Origin of the sequence: Bacillus sp. es.036 (assembly GCF_002563635.1) — a bacterium.
Taxonomy (GTDB): Bacteria; Bacillota; Bacilli; order Bacillales; family Guptibacillaceae; genus Guptibacillus.
The window spans coordinates 762,906-784,486 of the sequence record NZ_PDIZ01000001.1 but is presented as its reverse complement, the minus strand read 5'-3'; the positions used below and the strand labels follow the sequence as shown (position 1 = coordinate 784,486).

Below are 21,581 nucleotides of genomic sequence, written 5' to 3'. Positions count from 1 at the left end.
CGTCATTTTACTATAATTGCTCACAAAACATAAAAAAAGGAAGAGGGAGCCCCTCTTCCTTTTCTAATCATGTAATGCCAAGTGCAATCTTTGCATAACGTGACATGTTGTCTTTCGACCATGGTGGATTCCAAACGATGTTAACATCAGCATCGTTTACTTCCTCCACATCGGATAGTGCGCGTTTTACGTCATTAACGATTGTACCTGCTAATGGGCAACCCATTGCAGTTAATGTCATAACGACTTGAGCGACACCTTCATCGTTAAGATCGGCTTCGTAGACGAGGCCAAGGTTTACGATGTCTATCCCAAGCTCAGGGTCAATTACATTCTCCAGAGCTTCAAATAATTTATCTCTCATTTCTTGATCTGTTTGATCAGACATTGAAATCTCTCCTTTCATAACAAGTGCTTCCAACTTTCATTATAACAAATTCAGATTTAACTTAAACCGAAAAGGCTTAATTCTATAAATGAGTTTTAAACCAGTCCACTAAAGCAAGAACAGCTTCTCGTGAAACTTTATGGCCGGAAGTCTCATCTTTAATAAATTTAAGATGCTCTTCCTTCCCTTCATAGAGCGGTTTAATCTGGTGATAGAAATCATCCGTAAGTGTATACGGAACGACCTTATCTACTGTACTATGCCACATCATGAGTGGACGACCATCAAGTTTGTCTTCTTGTAAAGAAAGGTCATAAGACTGTAAACCTTCAATTTGTTTTTTCATTTCTTCTTCAGAAATCGGAAGACTGAATCCTTCTTCTTTCAAATAGCGAATTTGAGCGTTCGCCAGTTTAAAATAAGACGGCGACCCCATTAAGGAAACAGCTGCTTTAATCCATGGATATTGCGTAAGCGCCCCAAATGTTAGTATGCCTCCCATTGAAGTGCCTGACATCCCAATCCGATCTTCTTGAACAAGATTTCGATCAACAAGATGCTGTCTCAGTTGGTCAAGCTCCGTTAAACTTTGAATCACAATTTCCCAAAACACATACTGACGCTTTTTCCCTGATAAATCATTTTCGCGTTCTCCGTGATGAACAGCATCAGGAAGAAGTACGCGATACCCTTCTTCAGCTAGAAGGTAGGCAATATGTAGATTATGTTCTTTTGCGCTAGTAAAACCATGTTGAAACATAACGAGCGGCAGTTTCTCATCAGCAAGTTCACCATCTACAACGTGTAGAACGGGTATATTCTCTATGTATTCATTTACAATTGTAATCATTAGCTTACCCCTTTCCTCTAGTAACCGTCCTATCTATCGTACCATTCATATGGTTACATGAGAAATTTGAAGGAAGGATAGCAAAGAAAAACATGCAAGCAATGCTTGCATGTCAAATTCGTTAATTTTTCACTTGCTCTTCGTGACTTTTTTCAACTGATTTCATATTTTCTAATTTATTGTAATATTGAGTTGGAAACTGTGAACCTTCATAAACCATCTTGCTATCTCCGCTATCATCTGATTGATCGGGTGTTGTTGGGTTGCCTGCTTTTTCGATTGGCAAGCTGTCACTAAATTTCTTTGAGACTTGCTTACGCAAACCATTTGCCTTCGTTTTTAGTTTCGCTCTCTTTTCTTCATCCTTTAGCAAATAGGATGAAATGCCGATTGTCCCTGCCGCAATACTTGATATTAGCCATGTTTGTTTCTTAGTCATAATCGACTGCCACCTCCAATGGAATGTTAGTTAAAGTGTACCCTACTTAATAATTCCTCAAACGACTATCGTTTCCTTTTAATACTTTTGTCAAAATTTTAATATTACAAAATAGACACGTAATCTTATGCCATGTACAATAAGTTTGTAGGCGCTACACCAAAAAGACACTTTTCAAAGGAGCTTTTATGACAACTAAACCGCATCTAATCGCAATTGATCTTGATGGCACGTTGTTAAACAGCGAAAAGAATATTTCAGAACGCACGAAATCTGTCATCTTTGAAGCGAAAAGGCAAGGTCATCACGTCGCAATCGCAACAGGTCGCCCTTATCGGGCAAGCGTTCGCTATTATAACGAACTAGCACTTGATTCTCCAATCGTTAATTTTAACGGGGCATTTGTTCACCATCCCCTCGATCGCTCTTTTGGAACTCTTCATTCTCCAATGGAATTAACTACTGCGAAATCCATCGTTTCTTCCTGTAGTGATATCAATGTAAAAAACATTATGGCTGAAGTGCTTGATGATGTTTACCTGCATCAGCATGATGAGCTTATTATGCAAAATATGATTATGAATGACTCTTCCATTTTCACTGGGGAAATCCATAAAAATCTCAAAGATGATCCAACCTCTCTTCTCATTCATCCGCACGAACAACAGCTTGCGGATCTTCGCCAAATGTTAAGAGACCATCATGCGGAAATGATTGAGCACAGGGTTTGGGCTGCTCCATTAAATATCATCGAGATCGTTCGAGCAGGATTAAACAAAGCAGTCGGTTTGCAGCGTTTAGCAACTCACTTTAACGTTCCTCAAGAGAGAATTATTGCTTTTGGCGATGAAGACAATGACCTTGAAATGATTGAATACGCTGGTACTGGCGTTGCGATGGGAAATGCAATTAATGAATTAAAAAATATCGCGAATGAAGTGACCGTAACAAATGAAGAAGACGGGATTGCAACTTTTCTTGAGGAAAGACTGAAACTCTCGATTTCTGACAAAAGACAGCTATCATAAGCTGTCTTTTTTATTTTCTCAAAAGGAGAGATCAATGCAGAATAATAACTGATTGATGAACTCATCCTATAAGAGAAAGGGAGGGATTCAATCATGGCAAAGAACAGCAAAACAAAGCGAATGATAAAAGAAGGCGCAGATCGTGCCGTTCAAAACATGGATCAGCACGACCTGACAAGTTTAAGCAGTCAGCAAAGAAAGAAACAGCAACAAGAAAATTTGTCTGGTGGTGAATGAAGATGGGAAATCGTTATTTCCAACTTGCGCGTGAAGCGGTAGAAAGAGCAGAACAAATGGCTACAAGCGGACATCCAGATACACAAAATCAAATTAACGTGGCCCTTAACAATCTTTCTGCAGCTTTCCATCAATCAACTAGCGCTGAAAAAGAACAGCTCACTTCATACCAGGAAGTCATTCAAGAACTTAGCCATGAAGTATCCAATAAACCCTTTTAATTTTTCCCCATAAAAGAAACCCGTCAACTCGTGACGGGTTTCTTTATTTTCGGACTTGCCGCTTCCTAAAATTCTGTCGTCCGATTCATTAGAATAGTTTAATCATCGGTTTCAGCCTTGTTTTTCTACCAAGGGATTTTAAAACTTCTTTCGTAATCAGTTTATACCCCCTGGAACTTAACTGAACACCGTCTTTCTCATAAAGTGTTTTACTTTTTCGACTTTCATGTATCAGTTGCCAGAGATCAATATGTCTCGTCCCAAACTTCTTAGCCAAAAAACGAATTCGATCAGCATACCCTTCAATTTTCAAATTAGTCACCGAAGCATTTTCCTCATTCATCACAGGTGAAGGTGATATCAAAATCACTCGCTCCGGAGGAAGATTGTTAACCATATACCCAATATTTCTTTCAAATTCACTGATATCTGAACCATCGATCAAGCAAGCTTCCTGTGTACCAAAAAAAATGGTGACATAATCCGGTTGGTAACTTAAAACATCTGATTGAAAACGTGACACCCCTTCACGAGAAGTTGGCGTTGAACCTGCGTTGATCACAATCCATTCATCAAGAGCTCCTCTAATCCTAGACGTCAGTCGCTCATTTCCTTTATCGTCCACTTCTCTAGCGGTGAGACAATCCCCAAAACAAACAAGTACCGGCATTTTCTTCTCCCCCCTTCTTTCCTTACCTTTCCGATTTCGTAGTTAATCGCACTGTATGGAAGGATCCCTTTTTTCTAATCTCCTTTATATCAAAAGAAACGGCTTTAGAGAAAATTGGTCCATCATAAACAAATGTATGAAATTCACCATTCTCTCCACACGGATCGACGTGTTCTGGAATCGCTTTTAAAAAAGTTTCATCGAATTGTTCCCCTACCCAATCACTCTGAAGGTTCGTTTCATCGACAGTTGTGATGATCGCTTTAAATCCATTGGCGAGAAATCGTTTCGCTGTATGTAAAGTTGACTGTTTCCAGATGGGATAGATGGCTTTTAATTGATAGTCCTGTAAAAGAGTGTTGCGATAGTGGCGTATGTCCTCTAAATACAAATCTGCAAAAGCGACACCTTCCAGTCCTTCTTTTCGAAATGATTTATATTGCTTCCGAACAAGCTTCTCGTATTGCTTATTTGTACAATTATCTGGTAAATTGGTTATCGTTAGAGGGATTCCGATTGCATCTGCTTGTTTTTTTAACAACGCGGTATCGACGCCGTGAAATGGAATGGACCTATTCGTTTCATTCACCGTTGTCCATAACGTTTTCACTTGAAAATGAGAGTGTGAGAGACAGTCATATAAAGCCATGGCGCTATCTTTTCCAGAGCTCCATGAAAAAACCATATTCATCTTGTAAGCTCCTTCCCTATCTTATAGACGAATGGAAATGGCTGAATGTTTCAAATTTCCAGCAATTAAATTAATATTTTATTCTCGACCACTAAAAAGGGATTGTTGTTGATGGGGTCGAAACAGTATGACGGAGGTGGAACGGTAATGAATGTGTACCAATTATCGAGCCAGACAAATGACGAAATGATTGAAAAGGTTTCAAGTCTATTAATGAAGCAAATTACCCGTTCTGATCAGAATGGAAGCTATGAAAAGCTCGTTAAAGGGGTAAAGCTTGCCCTTGAAGAACAAACAGCTTCAAGGATCGTCATTGCAGAATCTGACGATGATGTACTCGGCGTAGCTTTTTTTAATATCGGAGTTAGTCTCGCTAGTGGAGGTCCTTATATTTGGTTAAACGAATTGTTTGTAGACCCAGATGCTCGAAATCAAGGGATTGGTAGAAAACTACTTCTTCATGTGATCTATTGGGCAGAAAATGAGGGCATTAAAGGCATCGAACTTGAAACAGGCATTAACAATGCGATTACGAAGCATTTGTATAATTCTCTTGGGTTTCACGATATTGTCTCAAAACGCTACGGCTTTACTTTCTCTTCTTAACAAGAATGGTTATTTGCTGCAAAGAGCGTTTCTGATACACTAATAGATGAAAGCGAAAGGAGGCGTATACTATGGAACTACGCGTAGACCGAACACCAAATCCAAATGCAGTTAAAATTACTGCCGATCAGCAGCTTTTTGAAGGGTCTTCAAGTCACTCTTTTAAGAAGAACGACACCCCTGACCATGCGATGGCAGCTGCCCTTCTAAAATTAGAAGGCGTGGATAATGTATTTGGTTACCAGGATTTCATTACGATTAACAAAATGCCTGAAGCGGACTGGGAAACTTTACTTCCTGAAGTAAAGGAAACCATCTCTAATAACGCATAGAAAAAAGTTCCTCAGGGGTAATCCTGAGGAACTTTTTTGTTGATTATGGGTTTTTCGTTTTTTAATGAGAGCTTTTAGGGAGTGTTTCGGTGATAAGACTCCAGCTCTTGTCGAGGCTAAACGGACGCTTCCCCTTTTCTTGATCCAGCTGCGACTTTCAGAAACTCCGATATTTCACTCTTTCACCAGAACACAAAGGGCGTGTTCTAGTTCAAGAGTTCCAATATCTCCGTTTCTAAACGCTCGTCTCCGCATTTCTTTGATCCAGCTGCAGTGGGCAGACACTCGGTCACTTCACCATCCAACTCGAACACAAAGGGCGTGTTCAATTTGGATGCCTCCAGTGCCTGCCGTGTCTAAACGCCCACTTCCGCTTTTCTAACCATCCGTTCTAAAGAAACCAAATATGCCTGTGGTGTTGACGATGTTGGTGAAGGCGGTTGGGTCGATGTCTTGAATGATGTGTTCAAGGTCATAGAGTTCATATCTTGTGACGACGATCATAAGCATTTCTTTTGGTTCACCGCGGTAGGCTCCTTTGGCTGGAAGCTTGGTGATTCCTCTTACTAAACGATCGTGAATGGCTTTTTGCATTTCGTCACCTTTCGCTGTTACGATCATGGCCGTTAGTTTTTCGTGACGAGTGTGAATGACATCAATCACGCGAGAGGATACATATAAGGTAACGAGCGTGTAAAGCGCTTTTTCCCAGCCGTACAGCATTCCCGCTGTTAGAATAATCAACGCGTTCATGCTAAAGAAATACGTACCAATCGGACGATCTTTCATTCTAGAAAGGATCATAGCGACAATGTCCATTCCGCCCGTAGAAGCCCCCCATTTTAACGTAAAACCGATACCAATCGCTGCAATGACGCCTCCAAATACAGCATTTAACAAAATATCCTCTGAAAGCGCTTGGACCGGAATGATTTCAAGGAATATAGTGGTAGCCCCTACGCTAATCACACTATATAATGTAAAGGACTTCCCTACTTTCTTCCATCCAAGAATGGCAACAGGAATATTGAGTAACAAGAGCAGAATACCTGTCGAGATGTTAAGTGGTGTATAGTCACTTAGTACGCTTGAAATGAGCTGCGCGATCCCTGTAAACCCGCTCGCATACACATTTGCAGGAATTAGAAACAAGTTAAGAGAAACAGCCCCGAGAACCGCACCTAAGAGAATAATAATAATTTTTTTTACTTCTTCCAAACATAGCACCTTCTTTTTGAAACAGAGCTTTAACTCGTTTACAGAATTTTAGTTGAGTTCTCACGTAATCATTTTTTTCGCTCAAACACTTTGTCGTTCATCGTTAGGTTTCAAATAAACCCTTCGACTTTGCCATGTTTATCTAAACAAACAATTTCAACTACGTCAACTGTTTTCTATTCAACTTCTTTAATAGGATTGATTTCCATTGGACTAGGGGATAAACTTTAAGAAAACAAGCTTCAATCTACATACGTATTTAATAATTGATGAAGGGACGATGGTCCAATATGAACGTTCAAATTATTACGGATAGCGCCTCAGATTTACCTGAGGATCTTGTGAAAAAGCACCAAATTGAAATCATGCCTTTAATGGTCATCATTGGCCAGGAAGAATATTATGACCGAGAAGAAATTCAGGCGAAAGAATTGTACAAACTGTTACGTGAAGGAACTATGGCTAAAACGTCGCAAATTCCTCCAGCAAGAATAAAAGAAACGTTTATGAAATATGCCGAAAAAGGTCAGCCATTCATTTATATCGCCCTATCATCAGGTATCTCTGGAACGTATCAATCTGCTGCTATTATAAAAAATGAAGTCCAGGAAGAATTCCCCAACGTTCAAATGGAAGTGATTGACTCAAAGGCAGCGTCACTTGGTTATGGACTTATGGCGATTCATGCTGCAGAGCTTGCTGAGAACGGGAAATCCTTTGAACAAATTTCTGAAAGCTTGCACAGCGATTATTTAACGCATATGGAACACATTTTCACAGTAGATGACCTCGAATTTCTTCAGCGTGGCGGTCGAGTAAGTAAAGCTTCTGCCTTCTTTGGCGGAATGTTAAAAATCAAACCAGTGCTTCATGTGGATGATGGAAAGCTTATCCCAATTGAAAAGATACGTGGTAAAAACAAAGTGACAAAGCGGATGGTCGAGATCATGCAAGAACGCGGTGTCAATCTACAGTCTCAATTAATCGGTATCTCTCACGGTGACGATCTTGAAAGCGCCGAAAAGTTAAAAAGCGCGATTCAAGAAACATATGGTAGTGAACGCTTCGTCATTCATGAAGTAGGCGCAACGATCGGTTCTCACTCGGGTCCAGGCACGCTTGCTTTATTTTTCCTAAATAAGTAGCTTCCTTTTACATAGGATGTCGCATTATCGTGTACTCTATAAATGTGCATGGCCATCCTGACAGCAAGGGAGGACTTGAATTGTCATCGACAAAAGATAACAACAAAAAACCTGTTGATAAAAACGCTAAACGAATGTTAAAAAACAGGTTAAAAGAAGAAAACCGTGAAGGCGGTAAACATCAATATTCAAAAGACACCGATCATTTATAAGGCTTTAAAACACGAAGAAACCGGCTAGTTTAACTAGCTGGTTTCTTAATTTCGAACATCTGTTATCTCAAAGTATGGGAACGTATAACCGATCCAATATGAGAGACAAAAGCCCGCTATGATATAGAGAACAAAATAAATGTCTACTTTCGAAAAAGTCTGGTTGTAATAATACGTTCTCTCTTTATTATTAAACTGCTTCGCTTCCATCGCAACAGCAATCCGATGAGCTCTACGAATGCTTTGTGAGAGTAGCGGAACAGCGTAGAGCATAATGGATTGCGTGACGCGTCGCAGCCCTTTTTTCTTTTTCACTCCTCGAATTAATAAAGCAGCCCTAAGCTGCTGGAACTCCTCCACCATTACGGGAAGAATTCGCACAGCTGCCATGAAACTATAGGCAAACCTCGGCGGCACTTTAAGCTGTTGAATGAGAGAATAAAATAGAAAGACAGGTCGGGTCGTAAGCGCAAATAACAAACCTAAAAGAGCAAAATTTAAAGCTCGAAATCCAATGTGCAGCCCTCGAAAAAAGCTTTCTTCCGTAATGTGAATAATCCCCCATCTCCACCATGTTGTGGACCCCTGCCCAAAAAACATCATGCTCGATGCACTTGAGAAAAATAATAATAAAAACGGGATAAGCAATAGCGCTATGACGATCCTTCGATGTCCTGTTGCAAACAAAACTAGAATGAATGGTACAAAGGTTAAATTGCTCATCACATTCGGATTATGAACAAACAAGAGAGTGAGAAATAGTGAAAGAAAGAAAACCAATTTAAAGGCAGGGTTTAAGCGATGAAGCCAGGTTTCTTCATATTGTAGAGTCCACTGCATGACGTTCCTCCTCTTCCCGACGTTCTAACTCCCTATCTTCTATCAGCTTCCCCTCATGTATGACCCATTCTCTCGTAGCATAGTTTTGCACAATCATCTCATCATGCGTAACCATTATTATTAACATACCCTTAGACCTTAATTGTTCAAATAAAGCTAGAAGCTTAAATGTATTGCTTGCATCCTGTCCAAATGTTGGTTCATCTAACAACAAAGCAGGTTGATTCCCAAACAATGCCGTCCCCACGCTTAGCCGTCTCTTTTGACCTGTAGAAAGCTGATAAGGATGGAGGGTTTGAACGTGATGTAACTCATAAGCCTCTAGCCAGTTCTTCACCTTTTCTGCTACCTTCTTGTCGTCCATCATTTCAAGCGAGTAAGCAAGCTCATCATAAACGGAATTTGTAACAAACTGAAATTCTGGATTTTGAAAAACAAAAGCAAGCTGCTCTCGCGATGCCTTGATTGTTTTTAATTGCCCTCTTACGCTTTTCGTACCTGTTGTTTTCATTACATTCATCAAACTTAACAGAAATGAACTCTTCCCAGCTCCATTTTTACCTGTAACCACAATCCATTCGCCCTCATGAGCGACCGCATCTAATACTTCAATTTTTGGCGTTTTTCCTCGGTAGCCTTGAAGCTGATGGATGACCATCAGCTGCTGTCCTTTTACATAAGGGGCTGGAAGCTTCTTTTCTTCTCTATGTTCATCCCAAACGCCCGGGTACCAGATGCCGTATTCCTTTAGTTTAGGCTTATAAAATGAAAACACACTTTTAGGATCGGCATCAGCAATCATCTTTCCTTCTGAATCAAATAGCACAATTCGATCAACAAAGTGAATCACTTCATCAATTTTATGTTCCACGATGATCATCGTTTGTTTTTCATTGATTTGCTTTATCGTATTCCACACTTCCGTTGTTCCTTCAGGATCGAGCAATGCTGTTGGTTCATCTAAAAAGATAACATCTGGTTCAAGAGCAAGCATAGAAGCGATGGCGAGACGCTGTTTCATCCCTTGAGAAAGAGAGCTTATTTCAACATGTGGATCAGAAAAGTAAAGACCCACTTTATGAAGATAGAGACGAATCAACTTCTTCATTTCAGGTTGAGGTACTGCTCGATTCTCGAGAACGAAAGCCATCTCTTCATCTACATAAGGCATGCAAAATTGAGAATCTGGATCTTGAAAGACGACGCCCGAAGACTCAGGGGTTTTCACTTGATCCGCTTTCATCGGAACTGGAACGGCATTCGGAATTAACCCAGATAAAATTTGTAACAGTGTCGACTTGCCACAACCACTAGGTCCAAGAAATAAGACTTTTTCTCCCTCTTTAACTTGAAGTGACAAGTTGTTAAACAATAACGTTTTTGCTCCTGCGTACTTTACACGAAGATTTGATACGCCAACTTTCATGTTACCACTCCTTACTGATCCAACGCCTTGTAATCCTCATCGCTTGCAGGTCTAATTAAGGTGGTTACGCCGGTTTTCTCTAAAGCCTCAACAAGAAAATAGGCAAGAATTCCGGCTATCAAAAAGCCACCTAACAAACGGGCGCCGATAAGAAGAAGTAAATTCCAAAGCGCGAGATCCATCACATAGCCATAGGCAGCATCCATGACCAATGAGCCTACCGCTGCAGCAATTCCTCCAAGTGCTGCAACAAAAGCGGTGTATCGTTTGTAACCAAATAAAGCAAACATTAATTCCGTTCCTAGTCCTTGTACGATTCCATATAGAAGAACAGATAAACCGTATTCTGATCCAACGAGAAACTCTCCAGATGCAGCAGCGGTTTCCGCTAGTAAAGCGACTCCTGGCTTACGTAAAAGAAGAATCGCAACTGTTCCCGCAATGAACCACATACCGTAAATGACGTCCCCAACATGTAGTCCAAAAGGTTTTAAAATGGTGTAAACCGGTCCCCATAGTTTATAAATAATCCCAAACACCAGGGCAATCACAATTGTTATTAAAATATCTGAAAGCTTTAATCGTTTCATACGCGCTCACCTTTTTGTATCGCTACTGGCCACTCTTCCACTTGATAAGCCATTTCCCAAAAACCATATTCCAACTGACAGCTAAGCATGAAATAGTCTTTGATTCGCTTTAACTCTCGTTCTGGTGCCGTTTCAGCCCAGCCGTCAAGTATCCCTCTAAGTTGATCGGTAACAGGTTCCATTGATTTCTCTCCGTAAAACGTGATCCAATCATAAAAAGGATGATCTTCTTTAGGGTTTACCTCTTCCATTAATCGCTGACCGATCTCAAGGTAAGTCCAAGGACATGGTAGAAGCGCTGCAATAATTTCACCTAGCGTTCCGGAATGGGCGGCATCAAGCATATGTCTCGTATAATGGTGTGACGTCGGCGCAAGTGGATAGCCTTGTAGCTCTTCATAAGAAACGCCAGCGGCGCGACATAAATTGTTATGTGGATGAATCTCACTATGAAGGACAAAAGATATTTGCTCATTGAAAAGTGCCATTTCTTCTCGATTTTCACACTTTGATAACGCAATGCCATAGATTCTTACAAACGTATTCAAATACTCAAAATCCTGCTTTACGTAGTGTACTAATTGTTCCTTCTCTAACTTTCCTTCTGCGATTCCTCTCACAAATGGATGGTTGAAAATCGCCTCAAAAATCGGTGCCGCTTCTTCTCTTAACTGTTGCGTAAATGACATAAAAAAACTCCTCTCCGCTTTTCATCCACCTGATGAAGAGGAAAGGAGCTTGAATACCGTTGATCCGTCATTTCTGAAGCAACTCGCTTTCAACGTTTTTTCTACGTCAAAAAGCCACTCCAGAAATGGAGCGGCTGCGGTGGCATCCGTCTCCACTTTCCTCCGCTGGCGCTAACCAGATCAGGTTCAAAGGGTCCAGGTACACCTGTCTCAGTCATTAAAATGACTCCCCTAGTGGATATATAAAAGCTTTACATGTAATCGTTTGATACTATTAAACTACTCTTCTTTGACACCTTTGTCAACCATCACTGGAAGCCCGATGACGAAAGTTGTTTGTTCAGGATTGGACGTAACGGAGATGACACCCTCATGCTTTTCAATAATTTGTTTGCAAACCGAGAGCCCTAGTCCTGTTCCTAGCCTCTTCGTGCTAATAAACGGTTGAAAGATGCTTTCAACAAGATGCGATGGTATTTGACGTCCATTATTCGAAATTTCTACCGTGATTCTTCCGTGATTTTCTTTTGCCTTTACCTGAATTTTTCGTTTCTCGATGATGTTTTCATTTAACTCTTCAATGGAGTTAATCATGATATTAAGAACCACCTGTTTCATTTGCTCTTCAACGCCAAATAACGGAATATCGTCAGCAATGTCGGTATCGACTTCTATATTTGATTCAAGAAGACGTGGATAAAGAATGTCGATAGTGTATCGTAATAAACCACTTAAGTTTAAAGACAGAGGGCGATCATCGATTCCGCGCATTTTCGATAAAAAGAGAAATTGACTTACCTTTTCTTCCAGACTCTTCATTTCACTGTTAAGTATTTCAAAATAATGCTTTCCTGAGGGGTGATTCGCTTCACACTCATCTTCAATTAGTTTCAAAAACCCTTTAATTGAGGTTAAGGGATTACGAAACTCATGGGCAAAACTCGCCCCAAGTTGGCCAAGAATGGTTAACCGATCGCTGTGCATTTCTTGAATAAATTTATTTTTATCCTGAATAATATGATCTTTCAGCTTCGTATATTCCGTAACCGAATGATAAGAATAAGCGTTAAAGTAATTATTTATAATTTGCAGTCCTTGCGACAATTCATTTCTGTTAAAAGATGACTCATGTAGAACTGAGAGCACAACGGATCGACCGAAGTTAATATTCGCAATAAATTCGCCTATATTAACATTTGCCTCAATTCGTTCATTAGCAATTTTTTTCGTTAGCGTGATGATCCAATTTTCATCCTGCACTCGAATATAGCGAGAAATCAGTTCAACCGTGCGCTTTCCATTTTTTATGATTTCTTCATAGTAAGGATCATCAGGAGAAATTTTTGCCCCCACCAACCATTTTTCAACAATTTGGGGCTGACTCTCTTCTAAAAACGAAGCGAGCTGTTCTTTAAATTCCGATTCTTTTAAATCAACATTCATGCCTTTCGCCTCACAAACTACATTTAAGTATGCTTCATTTTATCATGTAATGGAAAGGTCATCATTACTTCTCCCACATTAGGTTTAGAAAAGATTTTTATTGGTAAACTCTTACATAAAGGCAAAGGAAAAGGAGTGCTAACATGCGACCGGATTTTAGACAAACTGAAGGACAACCTGCCCAGCATCAAAATCACCAACCAGGATCTGAAAAAGAAATGAACCCCCTCCCCCTTACAGAGGACCAAGACTACAAGGGTTCTGGAAAATTAACAAGTAAAGTTGCCCTCATTACTGGAGGAGATAGCGGAATTGGCGAAGCAGTTGCAATCGCTTATGCGAAGGAAGGTGCTCATGTAGCCATCGTCTACTTGGACGAACATGAAGATGCACAGAATACGAAGAAACAAATAGAAGATGAAGGTGCTCAGTGCTTATTATTACCTGGAGATATTGGAGATGAACGCTTTGCGACAAGCGTGATCAATCAGGTGATTGAACACTTCGGACAATTGGATATTCTAATTAACAATGCAGCTGAACAGCACCCTAAGCAGAGCATTGAAGAAATTACAGCCGAGCAACTTGAAAAGACTTTTCGAACGAACGTCTTTTCGATGTTTTATTTAACGAAAGCAGCGCTTCCTCACCTTAAGAAAGGTAGTGCGATTATTAACACATCTTCCGTTACGGCTTATGAGGGAAATGAACAGCTCATTGACTATTCTAGTACAAAAGGAGCGATTACAACATTCACGAGAAGTCTCGCGAAATCACTTGTAGGTAAAGGAATCAGGGTGAACAGCGTTGCACCTGGCCCCATTTGGACACCGCTAATCCCTTCAACGTTTTCTGCTGAAAAAGTAAAGAACTTTGGAACGAATACACCAATGGGAAGACCGGGTCAGCCCGAGGAATTAGCTGCGGCTTACGTCCTTCTTGGCTCGGATGATTCTTCCTATATGACTGGTCAAACCATCCACATTAATGGCGGACAATACGTTACTTCTTAAAAAAACCTCCACTGGAGGTTTTTTTGCTAACCGACTGCAATACTTCCCACCATTTTTTTCTATTATGATTTTTGATTCTTGTGAGAAACTAAGTGAAAAGAATTGGAAAGGGTGAGTGTGTTGCATACGATGTGGAAGGGGGCTATTAGCTTTGGATTGGTTAATATACCTGTTAAGCTTTATGCTGCGACAGAGGATAAGGATATTAAGATGCGCTACCTTCATAAGGAATGTCATACTCCGATCCAATATGAAAAGCGATGCCCAAATTGTGATCGACCGTTAGAATCAGAAGATATTGTGCGTGGTTATGAATACGAAGATGGTAAGTTCGTCATCATGGAAAAGGATGAGATTGAAGCACTGGCTCATGAAAAAAACAAATCAGTTGAAATTGTAGATTTCGTTGAATTAAATGACATTGATCCAATCTATTTCAATCGCTCCTATTTTATCGGTCCAAATGATCACGGAAGTAAACCGTATATGCTGTTAAAACAAGCAATGGAAGAGTCTGGGAGAATTGGGCTCGCTAAAATAACGATACGCTCTAAAGAACACCTTGCAGCGGTGCGAGTATATGACAAAGGTTTGATGCTTGAAACGATGTACTTCCCTGATGAAGTAAGGGAAATCGATAATGTTCCAGATATACCCGAAGAACTCGAAGTTAGCGATAAAGAAAAGAAGTTGGCAAAACAGTTAATCGAGCAACTAACGACAAAATTTGATCCTTCTCAATACAAAGATGAGCGACGTGAAGCGATATTAGCCCTTATTGAGAGCAAGATTTCTGGGAATGAAATAAAAGTTGTGGAAGAAAAACCGAAAAGAAATGTTGCCGATCTCATGGATGCCCTACAAGCAAGCTTAGATACAAGTCCTAAGGCGCCCCCAAAAAAGAAAAAAGCTGCACCAAGGAAAAAGAAGGTCGCTAAATGACTTCAACTTATCTTCCTATGCTCCCTACACTTACCGCCTCAATTCCCGATACAGCAAACTGGTTGTATGAGGTGAAATATGATGGCTATCGTACATTCTTATACTGGGATGGGAATACGATAACGTTAACGAGTCGAAATGGTCACAATTTTAATAAGAAATTTCAATTGTTGCATCACTCGCTTATCAAATTGTTTAAAGAGACTAACATTTCATTTTGCGTTTTAGATGGTGAAGTGTGTGTGTTAAAAAATAAATATTTCGCAAATTTTGAAGCCCTTCATACCGGTCAAGAAGATAACCTTTCGTTTATGGCGTTTGATCTTATAGAATTAAACAATGATGTCTTTTTATCAACTCCACTAATCAATAGAAAGACATATCTTCAAAAAATCATGAAAAAAATCCCTTCGAACAACAGTATTTATTATGTTGTTTCATACACTCATGCCGATCCCCTATGGAATTTGATTACCTCTCACAACGGGGAAGGAATGGTTTGCAAAAAAGCTGACAGCATCTATTCTCCTGGAAAACGAACGAAAAACTGGTTAAAGGTGAAAAATTGGAAACTTGCTACTGTTTTCTTGCATGCATACGATCAAACAAACGGGTATTTTCATACAGCTGTTAAGCGATCGGGTGATATTTATCAAGTGGCGAATTTTACACACGGGCTCCGTTCAGAAGAAAGAACAGCTTTATTTGAAGTGATGAAACGTAATAAAGTATACGAAAAAGCTGGTTTAACGTATGTAGATCCAGGCATAGTCATTCAGCTTAAATACCTTGATCTATATAAAGAAAAGTTGAGACACCCGCGGTTTCATCAGTTTTGTTTTGATCGATCATGGGAGGATTGTACATGGGACAACATTCAATCACTGTGGGAGATGTAGAGCTTACGATTACGAATGCGGAGAAGCTTCTATGGAAAGGCGTTACCAAAGCTGACTATTTGAATTATTTAGCTAGAATCTCTCCCCTAATGCTTCCATTTTTACATAACAAACCGTTAACGGTCATTCGGTATCCTGATGGTATTAACGGAGAAGCCTTTTATCAGAGAAACTGTCCTGAATACGCTCCAGACTTTATTAAAACAGTTGAGCACCAAGATAACAATTACATTATTTGCTCGGATCTACCTTCCTTGCTATGGCTTGGTAACCAGGCTGCAATTGAATTTCATATTCCTTTCTCTACCTATCAAACCGAAAAGCCCTCCGAAATTGTTTTTGACCTTGATCCTCCTTCTAATGAGGCGTTTCATCTAGCGGTGCTCGCCGCAAAACAAATAAAAGACAACCTTGATCGCCTTCATTTAACAGGTTTTTTGAAACTATCAGGAAACAAAGGACTTCAAATTCATATTCCGCTTCCAATCGATACGTTCACTTATGAACAAACAAAGGTATTTACTGCATTTATGGCAAAATTCTTAGTTGAAACGAACCCTAACTTATTCACAATTGAGCGTCTTAAAAAGAACCGAAATGAGCGACTTTATATTGACTATGTCCAACATGCTTCAGGTAAAACAATCATTGCACCGTATTCCCCTCGTGGAAATGCTGAAGGGTTAGTTGCCGCACCAATTGAATGGAATGAATTAAAAGATGGATTAACGCCTACTGATTTTTCAATGGAACGCGTGTTAAAGCGTAAATTGACACCATTCCGCGATTATGAAAAGGCAAGAGATCAGCAACCCTTAAAAGAAATATTAGACTGGCTACTCACCAAAAAAACTAACCATCTATAAGACGGTTAGTTTACTTTTTCGCTTTCGTTGAGCGTTCTGACTGACCACCGATCTACGACTTGATGCGGTATGCAGACTCGCTTACTCGCCATCTCATTGTCATCGATTTTTTCAAGTAAGCAATTAACGGCCTGATAGCCTAGTTGAAAAATATTAATATCCACAGACGTTAATGGGGGGCTAGCATATTCGGCTAGCATAACATTGTTAAAGCTAATGATGGAAACATCATGAGGCACTGATAGTCCCATTTCATCTAATTTACTCATGATTCCTAAGGCCATTAGATCGTCGGCTACAACGAGCGCGGTTGGTGGTTTTTCTAATGAAAACAGCTCCATTACGGCTTCATGTCCACCCTCTTTAAGAAACTCTACGTGTACGACATAATCATCACTGTAAGGAATATCAGCTTCTCGTAGTGCCTTTTCATACCCGCTTAATCGATCCACTGTTACAACAAGATCTAAATTCCCTCCGACAAACGCAATCCGCTTGTGACCTTTTCCTATAAAGTGATCGGTCACATCTTTCGCGGCTCGAAAATTGTCATTATCGACGTGAGTAATGGAATCAGGATTCACTAATGGCTTGCCAATCACTGTAAATGGAAAGTTCTGTTCCTCAAGAAACGCCATGATTTTATCATCGATTCTTGAGTACAGCATGACGATTCCATCCACTCTCCGACCGTGGACCATCCCCATAACCCCTTGCAGCATTTCTTCTTCAGTTGCGCCTGTTGAAAGGTAAAGAGTATATTCTTTTTCGTGCGCCTTCGTGCTAATCCCACGAAGAACTTCAGGAAAGAATGGATTTTGTAAAGCTTTATCGGCAGAACTTGGCATCACAAGACCAATTGTTTGGGTACTCCGATTGGCAAGACTTCTTGCATTGTAGTTAGGATGATAGCCAAGCTCTTCCATTGCTTCTCTTACACGGCGTTTCGTTTGTTCACTAATTCTGGGATTGTTTGCGATAACGCGCGACACTGTAGAAGGTGCGACATTCGCAAGTTTTGCTACATCTTTTATCGTTACAGCCATTGGAATTCCTCCTATACAAAGCTAGTAGCACTTTAGCGCCTAGCACGATTTCATTAATCATGACCTAATCACTTATTGTAAACGATTTCTTACTAAAAAAACATCTCTGCCTAACCTACAGAATCATATACCCACACCTAAATGGCTCAATCGGTATTTATTAGGTAGGTTTTTCACCCGTAAGGTTAAGATAAAAAAGAGAAAGAAGGAATAAGAGAAGCTTTCCTCTTCATCTTCTTTCTCCAGTCTGATATCTATCCTTTTGTTCCTCCGGCAGTTAGGCCAGAAATAAAGTAGCGTTGAAGCGATAGGAATAGGATGGAAATTGGAATAGCGATCAAAACAGATCCAGCAGCAAATGTTGTAAACTCATTCCCGAACTGATCAGAAATCATTTTATACAATCCAACAGCAAGCGTGAATTTCTCTTCACTTCTAAGGATAACTTGAGCAAGGATAAAGTCCGTAAACGGCGTAATGAAGCTGAAAAGCGCTACTACAGCAAGAATCGGTTTCGCAAGCGGCAAAATGATTTGCCAGAAGATCCGAAAGTGCCCTGCTCCATCAATACGTGCTGACTCGTCAAGTTCTTTAGGAATCGTATCAAAATAACCTTTCGCTAACCACGTATTCATCGGAAGTAACCCACCTGCATAAACAAGGATTAATGCAAAGTGTGTATCTAATAATCCGGTAATATAAGCTAGAACGTAAATCGCAATGAGTGCCGCAAAGTTCGGGATCATTTGAAGGATTAAGAAAGTCATCAATCCATTTTTACGACCAACAAAGCGATAACGTGAGAAAGCATAGGCCATACAAGAAATCATAGATACAGCTAGAATCATAGTAATGATACAAATCTTAAGTGTGTTCCAGTACCAGAGTAGATAGTCACTTTCTTCTGTATTAAATAACGATTTGTAGTGATCAAGCGTTGCATCTTTTGGAATAATCGATGAGCCAGATAAGCTATCTCCAGGATTAAACGATGATCCAACGATCCAGAGAACTGGATATAAAATAATGACGCATGCAATCGCGATGGCAATATAGGACAAGGTTAAGCGTAAGGTATTCTGCATTTTTGGACTCATATTACATCATATCCTCTTCTTGGAATGATTTCGTTCTTCTAAACTGCCACAGTGCAACACCGATCACGATCGCTGATAGTATCATAGTAATTGCGGCAGCTTTACCATATTGTGCGGAAGTAAATGTTAGCTTGTAAATCCACGAGATCAAAATGTCAGTGGAACCAGCTGTTTGACCTGATACTGCAGGCCCACCGCCGTTAAACAGGTAAATAACATTAAAGTTATTGAAGTTAAACGTGTATTGCGTGATTAAGATTGGAGCGATGGCAAACAGCACCATTGGAAGCGTAATTCCTCTGAACTTCTGCCACATGTTCGCTCCGTCAACTGTTGCAGCCTCATATAACTCATCTGGAATCGATTGCAGTACACCTGTCACCATTGCAAAAATAAACGGAAATCCAAGCCAGAACTGTATCAAAATTAAAGCAATTTTCGTCCAGAATGGCTCTGTAAGCCATGGTATCGCATCGATACCGAACGCTGCTAAAATGTCATTGTTTATCGCACCAAACGTTTCATTAAACATCCCTGCAAACACAAGAATAGATACGAATGCTGGTACGGCCCATGGCAAGATAAAGATTGTTCTGAAAATGCCTTTAAATTTAAGGTCTTTCTGATTCATTAAGACAGCGAGAAAAATGCCAATCGCAATTTGTCCAGTCGTTGCAACAAATGTCCAAACGATCGTCCACGAAAATACATCCAAAAATGTATCGCGCCATATATCTAATTTAAATATATCAATATAGTTTTGAATCCCGATCCAGTCTACTAAATTAGCTGGTGGAGAATGATAGAGATCGTAGTTTGTAAATGAAAGCAAAATAACAAACAATATCGGAAAAATAACAACAAAGATTAACAAGAAAAAGCCTGGTGTTAACATTAAATAAGGAAATCCTTGATCTGCAACATTTCGATATTGCTCTCTCACAGAATTTAGAGGAATGCCAAGATCACGATTTCTTCCGTTCAAGTACGCATCCCTCAGGTTTAAGAAGTAAATAACCAATCCGATTAGGATAACAAGGACAGCGATAATTCCCTGTGTTAACAAGAAGATGGAATGATCTCGCGGTAGCTGTTCTCCTAACGTAACGATCCCCCATAATCCAATGTTGATTAAGTCAGCAAAAGCAACTGCAAAGGAAACAGTTAGAATAAAGAACATTAGTCCTTTGAGGATTTGCTTGTTATAAAACTGACCAAATCCAGGTATGATTGAAAGTGCTAATGCTGTTTTGCGATGCTTGGTTTGACGTTCAGTTGCCTCCATCGTGATGGCAATCCCCTTTCTTCTCCCCACTTTTCTAGCTTTAAAGTGAGAAGCAGTACCCCGTTTCCGGAGTACCGCTTTGAATTTTCAACTCATTAGTTGCTGTGATTTTGTTCGATTTGAGACTTAATTGTTTTTGTTGCTTCATCTAGTGCAGCTTTTGGCTCTTGCTTTTTCGTAGCAACTAGTTGAAGGGCTGATGCTGCCGGCTCCCATACTTCTGCCATTTCTGGAATGTTAGGCATAGGAACACCATATTGAGATTGAACTGCAACTGCAGAAGCACCTTCATTATCAGCAATAACTGGATCTTCAATCAGTGATTTAACTGGAGGAATTTCAGCTGTTTCTTCATAACGAATCTTCGCATTCTCCTCGTTTGTTAACCATTCTACTAGCTTTGTAGCCCACTCTTTGTTCTCAGAGAAATTACTTACGTGCCAACCTTTAACACCGATAAATGTTTTAAAGTTTTCGCCATTTGGAAGTTTAGGCATTGGTGCTACACCAATATCAATTCCAGCATCTTTATAACCCTGGAAAGACCATGGTCCGTTCATAACAGAAGCGGCTTTTCCTTCATTAAAGAGACCGTCCATCGTTGATCCACCGTTTTCACCAATAAGACCTTTAGGGAATAGCCCTTCTTCATACCATTTCTGAATGTACTCAGTACCTTCTACTGCACCTTCATTGTTCAGACCGATATCTTCCGGATTCAGGCCATCATCTGTGCGATCAAAGACATAGCCACCATAACCAGCCAAGACAGCGTTTGCAAAATAGAAATTATCCCAAAGTGCTAAGAAGCCATACTGCTTGTCTTTTGTAAAATCTTTTGCGAAATCATAGACTTCATCCATGGATTCTGGTGCTTTGTCCATAAGTTCTTTGTTGTAAATAAAAACAGGTGTTTCTGTTGCTTTTGGTAGTCCGTATAGCTTTCCATCAAAATTTTCTGCTTGAATAGAAGATTCTGTAAATGTATCAACAACGGACTGCTCAACTTCGATTGGAGAAATAAGTCCCTCAACCGCAGCTTGTCCAATTTGATCGTGTGGTAGTGTAATAACATCAGGTCCAGTACCTGCTGGGCCGTCAAGACGAATTTGTTCTCTAATTTCATCCGCCATACCTAGTTCTTTAAATTCAACTTTAATACCATACTCTTCTTCAAAACTAGCAATTGCCGGTTCAAGCGCAATCCCTTTATCTGTATCTTCCCAAACAACGAGCTTCTCAGGTTTGTTAGCGTCATCCCCTTCAGAATCACTGCCTCCACCGTTACTTGAAGCGTTTTCATTGTTTTGCGGTCCGCATGCTGCAAGAACGCCGATTGCAAGAACTAGAGTAAGAAACAAAGCGAAAAAGCGTTTCATGTGTTAACCCCCTCTTAAATTTTCGATCA

Annotated in this window: 26 protein-coding genes and 1 riboswitch; of the genes, 11 read left to right on the top strand and 15 right to left on the bottom strand. The window is 40.1% G+C overall.

Annotated features, from left to right (window positions below; genetic code table 11):
* Positions 1-67: 67 nt before the first annotated feature.
* The 3 genes from ATG70_RS04125 to ATG70_RS04115 form a co-directional block, all read right to left on the bottom strand.
* Complete coding sequence (locus tag ATG70_RS04125) at positions 68-388, bottom strand: metal-sulfur cluster assembly factor (protein WP_098443103.1); 321 nt, start codon at positions 386-388, stop codon at positions 68-70.
* 82 nt (positions 389-470) lie between these two features.
* Positions 471-1,238 (bottom strand): prolyl oligopeptidase family serine peptidase, encoded by a 768-nt coding sequence (locus tag ATG70_RS04120; protein ID WP_098443102.1) that lies wholly within the window; start codon positions 1,236-1,238, stop codon positions 471-473.
* Positions 1,239-1,359: 121 nt separating this feature from the next.
* The gene (locus ATG70_RS04115) at positions 1,360-1,677 is read right to left on the bottom strand and encodes a hypothetical protein (RefSeq protein WP_098443101.1); all 318 of its coding nucleotides are present in this window, start codon (positions 1,675-1,677) and stop codon (positions 1,360-1,362) included.
* 188 nt (positions 1,678-1,865) lie between these two features.
* On the opposite strand from ATG70_RS04115, the gene ATG70_RS04110 reads away from it, so the two are divergent.
* From ATG70_RS04110 to ATG70_RS04105, 3 genes are all read left to right on the top strand, one after another.
* Entirely contained in the window at positions 1,866-2,705 is an 840-nt protein-coding gene (locus ATG70_RS04110) for a Cof-type HAD-IIB family hydrolase (RefSeq protein ID WP_098443100.1), read from the top strand.
* Positions 2,706-2,798: 93 nt separating this feature from the next.
* A complete protein-coding gene (locus tag ATG70_RS22325; RefSeq protein ID WP_159782149.1) occupies positions 2,799-2,942 on the top strand; it encodes a hypothetical protein in 144 nt (47 codons plus the stop codon).
* A 2-nt stretch (positions 2,943-2,944) separates the two neighbouring features.
* The gene (locus ATG70_RS04105; RefSeq protein WP_098443099.1) at positions 2,945-3,163 is read left to right on the top strand and encodes a DUF3813 domain-containing protein; all 219 of its coding nucleotides are present in this window, start codon (positions 2,945-2,947) and stop codon (positions 3,161-3,163) included.
* A gap of 88 nt (positions 3,164-3,251) precedes the next feature.
* On the opposite strand, the gene ATG70_RS04100 is transcribed toward ATG70_RS04105, so the two are convergent.
* Both ATG70_RS04100 and ATG70_RS04095 read right to left on the bottom strand, forming a co-directional pair.
* Entirely contained in the window at positions 3,252-3,833 is a 582-nt protein-coding gene (locus ATG70_RS04100) for an SGNH/GDSL hydrolase family protein (protein ID WP_098443098.1), read from the bottom strand.
* Positions 3,834-3,855: 22 nt separating this feature from the next.
* Positions 3,856-4,524: a diphthine--ammonia ligase gene (locus tag ATG70_RS04095; protein WP_098443097.1), complete on the bottom strand. Its 669-nt coding sequence runs from the start codon at positions 4,522-4,524 to the stop codon at positions 3,856-3,858.
* A gap of 111 nt (positions 4,525-4,635) precedes the next feature.
* On the opposite strand from ATG70_RS04095, the gene ATG70_RS04090 reads away from it, so the two are divergent.
* Positions 4,636-5,130, top strand: a complete 495-nt coding sequence (locus ATG70_RS04090; RefSeq protein WP_257147611.1) for a GNAT family N-acetyltransferase — start codon at positions 4,636-4,638, stop codon at positions 5,128-5,130.
* Between the two features lie 71 nt (positions 5,131-5,201).
* Positions 5,202-5,462, top strand: coding sequence for a NifU N-terminal domain-containing protein (locus tag ATG70_RS04085; protein WP_098443095.1), 261 nt, complete (start codon positions 5,202-5,204; stop codon positions 5,460-5,462).
* Between the two features lie 378 nt (positions 5,463-5,840).
* On the opposite strand, the gene ATG70_RS04080 is transcribed toward ATG70_RS04085, so the two are convergent.
* Positions 5,841-6,689: a YitT family protein gene (locus ATG70_RS04080; protein ID WP_098443094.1), complete on the bottom strand. Its 849-nt coding sequence runs from the start codon at positions 6,687-6,689 to the stop codon at positions 5,841-5,843.
* A 281-nt stretch (positions 6,690-6,970) separates the two neighbouring features.
* Between ATG70_RS04080 and ATG70_RS04075 the strand changes: the two genes are divergently transcribed.
* On the top strand, positions 6,971-7,825 hold the full coding sequence (locus ATG70_RS04075; protein ID WP_098443093.1) for a DegV family protein: 855 nt from the start codon (positions 6,971-6,973) through the stop codon (positions 7,823-7,825).
* An 80-nt stretch (positions 7,826-7,905) separates the two neighbouring features.
* Complete coding sequence (locus tag ATG70_RS04070) at positions 7,906-8,037, top strand: DUF3941 domain-containing protein (RefSeq protein ID WP_098443092.1); 132 nt, start codon at positions 7,906-7,908, stop codon at positions 8,035-8,037.
* 45 nt (positions 8,038-8,082) lie between these two features.
* Here the strand turns inward: ATG70_RS04070 and ATG70_RS04065 are convergent, their stop codons facing one another.
* The 5 genes from ATG70_RS04065 to ATG70_RS04045 form a co-directional block, all read right to left on the bottom strand.
* Positions 8,083-8,877 carry an energy-coupling factor transporter transmembrane component T family protein gene (locus ATG70_RS04065; protein WP_098443091.1) on the bottom strand — a complete coding sequence of 265 codons (795 nt, stop codon included), beginning with the start codon at positions 8,875-8,877 and terminating at the stop codon, positions 8,083-8,085.
* Positions 8,855-10,303: an ABC transporter ATP-binding protein gene (locus ATG70_RS04060; protein WP_098443090.1), complete on the bottom strand. Its 1,449-nt coding sequence runs from the start codon at positions 10,301-10,303 to the stop codon at positions 8,855-8,857. Before ATG70_RS04060 ends, ATG70_RS04065 begins: the two co-directional genes overlap by 23 nt.
* An 11-nt stretch (positions 10,304-10,314) precedes the next feature.
* A complete protein-coding gene (locus ATG70_RS04055) occupies positions 10,315-10,893 on the bottom strand; it encodes an ECF transporter S component (RefSeq protein ID WP_098443089.1) in 579 nt (192 codons plus the stop codon).
* Positions 10,890-11,582: a thiaminase II gene (gene tenA / locus ATG70_RS04050; RefSeq protein ID WP_098443088.1), complete on the bottom strand. Its 693-nt coding sequence runs from the start codon at positions 11,580-11,582 to the stop codon at positions 10,890-10,892. The genes ATG70_RS04055 and tenA overlap by 4 nt, the downstream gene beginning before the upstream one ends.
* A gap of 140 nt (positions 11,583-11,722) precedes the next feature.
* A riboswitch (TPP riboswitch) is annotated at positions 11,723-11,825 on the bottom strand.
* Positions 11,826-11,861: 36 nt separating this feature from the next.
* Complete coding sequence (locus ATG70_RS04045) at positions 11,862-13,025, bottom strand: histidine kinase N-terminal domain-containing protein (RefSeq protein ID WP_098443087.1); 1,164 nt, start codon at positions 13,023-13,025, stop codon at positions 11,862-11,864.
* Between the two features lie 143 nt (positions 13,026-13,168).
* Here ATG70_RS04045 and ATG70_RS04040 point away from each other — a divergent pair, with 143 nt between their 5' ends.
* From ATG70_RS04040 to ligD (ATG70_RS04025), 4 genes are all read left to right on the top strand, one after another.
* Positions 13,169-14,038: an SDR family oxidoreductase gene (locus ATG70_RS04040; protein ID WP_098443086.1), complete on the top strand. Its 870-nt coding sequence runs from the start codon at positions 13,169-13,171 to the stop codon at positions 14,036-14,038.
* Positions 14,039-14,167: 129 nt separating this feature from the next.
* Entirely contained in the window at positions 14,168-14,980 is an 813-nt protein-coding gene (gene ku / locus ATG70_RS04035) for a non-homologous end joining protein Ku (protein WP_257147761.1), read from the top strand.
* The gene (gene ligD, locus ATG70_RS04030) at positions 14,977-15,879 is read left to right on the top strand and encodes a non-homologous end-joining DNA ligase (protein ID WP_098443084.1); all 903 of its coding nucleotides are present in this window, start codon (positions 14,977-14,979) and stop codon (positions 15,877-15,879) included. Before ku ends, ligD (ATG70_RS04030) begins: the two co-directional genes overlap by 4 nt.
* The gene (gene ligD / locus ATG70_RS04025) at positions 15,846-16,745 is read left to right on the top strand and encodes a non-homologous end-joining DNA ligase (protein WP_179886179.1); all 900 of its coding nucleotides are present in this window, start codon (positions 15,846-15,848) and stop codon (positions 16,743-16,745) included. Before ligD (ATG70_RS04030) ends, ligD (ATG70_RS04025) begins: the two co-directional genes overlap by 34 nt.
* Before the next feature lie 5 nt (positions 16,746-16,750).
* On the opposite strand, the gene ATG70_RS04020 is transcribed toward ligD (ATG70_RS04025), so the two are convergent.
* The 4 genes from ATG70_RS04020 to ATG70_RS04005 all read right to left on the bottom strand — a co-directional run bounded on the left by ATG70_RS04020 (position 16,751) and on the right by ATG70_RS04005 (position 21,552).
* Entirely contained in the window at positions 16,751-17,791 is a 1,041-nt protein-coding gene (locus ATG70_RS04020; RefSeq protein WP_098443082.1) for a LacI family DNA-binding transcriptional regulator, read from the bottom strand.
* Positions 17,792-18,045: 254 nt separating this feature from the next.
* Positions 18,046-18,888 carry a sugar ABC transporter permease gene (locus tag ATG70_RS04015; protein ID WP_098443081.1) on the bottom strand — a complete coding sequence of 281 codons (843 nt, stop codon included), beginning with the start codon at positions 18,886-18,888 and terminating at the stop codon, positions 18,046-18,048.
* 1 nt (position 18,889) lies between these two features.
* Positions 18,890-20,173, bottom strand: coding sequence for a carbohydrate ABC transporter permease (locus ATG70_RS04010; RefSeq protein WP_098443080.1), 1,284 nt, complete (start codon positions 20,171-20,173; stop codon positions 18,890-18,892).
* Positions 20,174-20,268: 95 nt separating this feature from the next.
* Positions 20,269-21,552 carry an extracellular solute-binding protein gene (locus tag ATG70_RS04005; protein WP_098443079.1) on the bottom strand — a complete coding sequence of 428 codons (1,284 nt, stop codon included), beginning with the start codon at positions 21,550-21,552 and terminating at the stop codon, positions 20,269-20,271.
* Positions 21,553-21,581 lie beyond the last annotated feature (29 nt).

What these genes read in the sequence shown, in the direction of transcription:
- ATG70_RS04125 (WP_098443103.1), bottom strand. Translation starts at nt 388, where the DNA reads ATGTCTGATCAAACAGATCAAGAAATGAGAGATAAATTATTTGAAGCT.
- ATG70_RS04120 (WP_098443102.1), bottom strand. Translation starts at nt 1,238, where the DNA reads ATGATTACAATTGTAAATGAATACATAGAGAATATACCCGTTCTACAC.
- ATG70_RS04115 (WP_098443101.1), bottom strand. Translation starts at nt 1,677, where the DNA reads ATGACTAAGAAACAAACATGGCTAATATCAAGTATTGCGGCAGGGACA.
- ATG70_RS04110 (WP_098443100.1), top strand. Translation starts at nt 1,866, where the DNA reads ATGACAACTAAACCGCATCTAATCGCAATTGATCTTGATGGCACGTTG.
- ATG70_RS22325 (WP_159782149.1), top strand. Translation starts at nt 2,799, where the DNA reads ATGGCAAAGAACAGCAAAACAAAGCGAATGATAAAAGAAGGCGCAGAT.
- ATG70_RS04105 (WP_098443099.1), top strand. Translation starts at nt 2,945, where the DNA reads ATGGGAAATCGTTATTTCCAACTTGCGCGTGAAGCGGTAGAAAGAGCA.
- ATG70_RS04100 (WP_098443098.1), bottom strand. Translation starts at nt 3,833, where the DNA reads ATGCCGGTACTTGTTTGTTTTGGGGATTGTCTCACCGCTAGAGAAGTG.
- ATG70_RS04095 (WP_098443097.1), bottom strand. Translation starts at nt 4,524, where the DNA reads ATGAATATGGTTTTTTCATGGAGCTCTGGAAAAGATAGCGCCATGGCT.
- ATG70_RS04090 (WP_257147611.1), top strand. Translation starts at nt 4,636, where the DNA reads ATGGGGTCGAAACAGTATGACGGAGGTGGAACGGTAATGAATGTGTAC.
- ATG70_RS04085 (WP_098443095.1), top strand. Translation starts at nt 5,202, where the DNA reads ATGGAACTACGCGTAGACCGAACACCAAATCCAAATGCAGTTAAAATT.
- ATG70_RS04075 (WP_098443093.1), top strand. Translation starts at nt 6,971, where the DNA reads ATGAACGTTCAAATTATTACGGATAGCGCCTCAGATTTACCTGAGGAT.
- ATG70_RS04065 (WP_098443091.1), bottom strand. Translation starts at nt 8,877, where the DNA reads ATGCAGTGGACTCTACAATATGAAGAAACCTGGCTTCATCGCTTAAAC.
- ATG70_RS04060 (WP_098443090.1), bottom strand. Translation starts at nt 10,303, where the DNA reads ATGAAAGTTGGCGTATCAAATCTTCGTGTAAAGTACGCAGGAGCAAAA.
- ATG70_RS04055 (WP_098443089.1), bottom strand. Translation starts at nt 10,893, where the DNA reads ATGAAACGATTAAAGCTTTCAGATATTTTAATAACAATTGTGATTGCC.
- tenA (WP_098443088.1), bottom strand. Translation starts at nt 11,582, where the DNA reads ATGTCATTTACGCAACAGTTAAGAGAAGAAGCGGCACCGATTTTTGAG.
- ATG70_RS04045 (WP_098443087.1), bottom strand. Translation starts at nt 13,025, where the DNA reads ATGAATGTTGATTTAAAAGAATCGGAATTTAAAGAACAGCTCGCTTCG.
- ATG70_RS04040 (WP_098443086.1), top strand. Translation starts at nt 13,169, where the DNA reads ATGCGACCGGATTTTAGACAAACTGAAGGACAACCTGCCCAGCATCAA.
- ku (WP_257147761.1), top strand. Translation starts at nt 14,168, where the DNA reads ATGTGGAAGGGGGCTATTAGCTTTGGATTGGTTAATATACCTGTTAAG.
- ligD (WP_098443084.1), top strand. Translation starts at nt 14,977, where the DNA reads ATGACTTCAACTTATCTTCCTATGCTCCCTACACTTACCGCCTCAATT.
- ligD (WP_179886179.1), top strand. Translation starts at nt 15,846, where the DNA reads ATGGGACAACATTCAATCACTGTGGGAGATGTAGAGCTTACGATTACG.
- ATG70_RS04020 (WP_098443082.1), bottom strand. Translation starts at nt 17,791, where the DNA reads ATGGCTGTAACGATAAAAGATGTAGCAAAACTTGCGAATGTCGCACCT.
- ATG70_RS04015 (WP_098443081.1), bottom strand. Translation starts at nt 18,888, where the DNA reads ATGAGTCCAAAAATGCAGAATACCTTACGCTTAACCTTGTCCTATATT.
- ATG70_RS04010 (WP_098443080.1), bottom strand. Translation starts at nt 20,173, where the DNA reads ATGGAGGCAACTGAACGTCAAACCAAGCATCGCAAAACAGCATTAGCA.
- ATG70_RS04005 (WP_098443079.1), bottom strand. Translation starts at nt 21,552, where the DNA reads ATGAAACGCTTTTTCGCTTTGTTTCTTACTCTAGTTCTTGCAATCGGC.